General features: G+C 31.3%; 3 protein-coding genes. All 3 read right to left on the reverse strand.

Annotated features, from left to right (window positions below; translation table 11 throughout):
* A partial coding sequence (locus PKV21_09470) for a glycosyl hydrolase (protein HOM27714.1) occupies positions 1-463 on the reverse strand: 463 nt, incomplete at its 3' end.
* 5 nt (positions 464-468) lie between these two features.
* A complete protein-coding gene (locus PKV21_09475) occupies positions 469-2,067 on the reverse strand; it encodes a family 14 glycosylhydrolase (GenBank protein ID HOM27715.1) in 1,599 nt (532 codons plus the stop codon).
* A gap of 13 nt (positions 2,068-2,080) precedes the next feature.
* Positions 2,081-3,972: hypothetical protein (locus tag PKV21_09480; protein ID HOM27716.1), on the reverse strand; the 1,892-nt coding region annotated here is incomplete at its 5' end.

Consider the following 3,972-nt stretch of genomic DNA (forward strand, 5'->3'; position numbering starts at 1 on the left):
CCTCTGCTCCTCCTTCGCTTAAATTCCATACAGGATATCTCTTTAACTCAGGGTCATTTTTTACAGACATATATAAATCTCTCTGTAATTCCGCAACAGGTATCCATGAATAATCTCTTCCACCAATTTTCCCTCTGTATTTTACTGCCCAGTTATTCGGCTCATTCGGTCCTTCAAAAGCAAGTAAAGCCCTATTCCTTGCCAGAGCCCTCCCTCCTTCAAGTAATCTGTTTATATCATTTCCTCCACTGAGTAATCCATAACTGAAAACCACACCAGTTTGTCTGTGTAATTCAAGTAGGTCTTCAACAGGGACATTACTTTCATAGCCTGAACGAATCCATCTTATTCCAAGATATTTAACACATTCAATTGTTTTTGATAAAATTTCATCTCTCCTTGAAACAGCACTATTTGCACCAAGAGAGTTAAGAAAATCAACAACTTTTCTACTTTCTTTCATTTATTTTATCTCCTTTTCCAGAAAATTTTATTTTTTATTTCATCATAACAGATTATCCTACCGTCTTCATCAAAAACTTCAAAAATTCCATCTTTTCTTTCTTTTACATTAATTCCCATATTCTTCAAAATCTTCAAAAGTTTTCTCAACGATACAATATGGTTTTCTTCTCCAAAATTTATTTTATTTCCATAAACATCCTCTGGCGTTTCTTTTCCAAAAACTATTATTTTTTCTTTATTTTTTATCCTGTTTTCTATTAATTCCTTTATGTCATCTTCAATAATTGAAAAAGAAGGGATTATCAGTACCCTATATTTTTCAAGAATTCCATTTCTGATTAAAGAATCATCAACAATATCAAAATCAAAATAGTATCTTAAATTATAAAAGGAATTGTGTAATTCAGGTGGAAGACCCCATGGAAGATTTTTTATTTCCCATGAAATTGCATATTCATGTATCCAGTTTACATAAGGTTCTGGATAAAATACTGCAATATCAACTTTTCTTTTAAAATTTATTTCCATAAGTTTTCTGTATTTTTTAAAATTATTAATAACTTTTTCATTTGAATGAAAAGAATACTCATGAAACTCTCTTGCATTTGTAATAATAAAAGTAAAAATTCTTGCAACTATTAATTTTTCATTTGAGCCAGAAGAAGATTCATAACTGCAATAGTTTCCATAAAAATTTGTTGCAACTGATGTTTTTGCCTGATATGTATGAAGATATGGGAAATTATCTCTTGCGTTTGTATCTCTTATTCCAACATTATATTTTGAACAGATTTCCGCTGCTTTGAAATAATGCTGTCCTTCTTTTGCAGAACTATCTCCACCCATAACAAGATAAATATCTTTTTCCTTCCACAATTTTCTTGCCTCTTTCACCCAGAATTCAACCCATTTTATCATTGAAGTACGATACCAGTAAACCATATCTATCATTGCGGGCCTTGAAGGTGAATTTTCCTTTAAAAATGGTTTTATTTCATCAAAACTTCTATATGAAGTATTCCATCTTTTATTCAGATTTTCTATTTTTTCAAATTTTTCTTTAAGATAATCCCTGAAATCAATTATAGCAAAATCGTCTCCACACCAGAATCCTTTATGGGTATGATACATACCATCCCAGTTTCCAACAACAGGATAAATTGCTTCTCCATAGTCACCACTTATCCCCAGAAGAAGAGAATCTATTAAATCCATCTTTGATTTATAGTTTTGATAAAATAAATTCAAAAATCTCACAACATATTTCTTAAAATAGGGATTCCAGATTGATTGAATTCCACTTTCAATACTGTGTTCAAGACATTTAAAATAATAACAGTCACTTGATTTATGAAACCAGTAAGGAAGGGAATACCATGGTCCACAAATAAGAAATGGTTGCCATTTAACTCCATATTTTTTCATAATCTCAAGTTGTCTATCAAAGTTTGAAAAATCAATCTGTCCGGGTTCTTTCTCTATATCTGACCATTTTACATATGTCTCAATTCCTGTTGCCTTTATCTTTCTCAAATAATTATGATACTTCCTGTCATAGTAATACAAAACATGCCATGGTGCTCCAATTGTCACTCTTTTCATTTTATTCTCCTTTTTAAGTAACGGTTAGATGTATTCCCTGTTGATGTGTGAAAAAGTTTATGATATTCCACAATCCTGCTGAAAAGAAAGCACCTATAATCAGACCAAAAAAGAATGGAAGAAGTTTTCTGTAAACAGAAACTCCTCCATATTTCAAAATCATACTTTTAAAAAGCCATCCAAGAAAGAATGAAAACCATACCCATTGAGTTGGAACATTATATGTAAATGCCATACCAATTGGATGTACCGGAAAATTAACAAACCTTATTCTTAAAAAATATAATAAAAACATTAAAAATCCACCTAAAAGTAAAAATCCTATTCTTCTTATATCAACATTCTGATAGTGTAAAATCATTTCCTTTGCCCAGTTAAAGGTATATGGTGGCATTCCAACTGGTTGCCATCCCCAGCAGTTTATCCCTCCTATTTTATAACTTATTACTATAACAGTTATTACAGATGAAATAAAACTTACCAGAACTCCTGTAAAAATAGCCCAGAATAAAAATCTTCCTCTCAAATTAAAATTTTTAGCAATTTTCAATCCATTTGAAGATGTTGTCATTACAGAGGTCCTGATATCACCTGCATAAGGAAATGTAAATGCACAACTTACAGCACTACCAGAACCTAACCTGCTACTTCCAAAAGAATGAAGTGTGAAAACACCTGGATTGATTGGAGGTCTGCAATATGCTGTCCCTGTCTGAACAACAATTTTAGTTATTCCAATAAATGTAAGAATTAAAACTACTGAAAAGTAAACAGAGGATAAAAGGTTAAAACCTGTCATTTTTGCCCATAAAACTGTAAACAAAAATCCAAGAATAAGTCCGATAAATGCCTGTTTATATGTAAGTGCTTCTCCTGAATCATCTATTGAAGTATCATTTTTAAAAATTCTGTTAAATACTTTTTTTAAATGAGAACGACTTATCCATAAACTAAATAAAATAAATACCAAAAAAGCTCCTTCCATTTGATAGGCAATAGGTACAGCAAGAGAATAAGCATCAGGAGAACCTATATTCAATCCAATTCTATTAAAAATCACTTCCTCCACAAAATAAAATAAAGTAAATAACCAGATACTTAAAGATATATCAGAACTTAAGAGAAAAGCAATCCCGAGTATTTCAAAACGAAGTCCTATACTCAACCAGCCAAGTGCTCCTCCAGGTCCAAAACCAATCCATTTACCAAGTACAATTTTAGGAACCAATGGGAAATAAAAACGTAAAACAATGAGAGAATTAAGTATGAATGATATTGAAAAACCAAGCCACATCAATCTATCTTTAAAAAATGGAGAAATTATACCTTTACCTTCTTTTATCATCTCAGAAGGAAGTATCATTAATGGATATAAAAGCGCTTCATTTTCTTCCCACTGTTTTCTGAAAATAACTGAAATTGAAATCATCATAAAAGAGAGTACCAAAATGAATAATGTCCATGCAATAAGAGGTTGAACCCATGCATTCCATGGAATAGAAACACCCGCAGGTAATCCTTCATAAAAAAACTTAATTGCTTGTTGATCATTTGGTGTCAGGTATTTTGGAATTTTTGGAATAATTATTTCAAACCAATTATTCTCCGGAGTTGCAAAATAATGAACACCTGCAATTAAATATATCAAATTCATCACAAGTCCCCAGGATGGAATTGCACAGGCAACAAGCATCATTATAAAGATAAGAGTAAGTTCTGATGAAGAAAGTGCTGAATTTTTTCTGATTTTCTTTAGAACTGGATTTACGAATAAACAGAGAATAAATAAAAAGAAAATAGAGGCACCTGCAGAATGGTCATTTGTCATAGGAGAACCACTTGTCCATGCAACCCAAATAATTTCACCAACTCCAACAAATATAGAAAAAATAACTCCTAAAATAA

The organism is bacterium (genome assembly GCA_035371905.1).
Classification (GTDB): domain Bacteria; phylum Ratteibacteria; class UBA8468; order B48-G9; family JAFGKM01; genus JAMWDI01.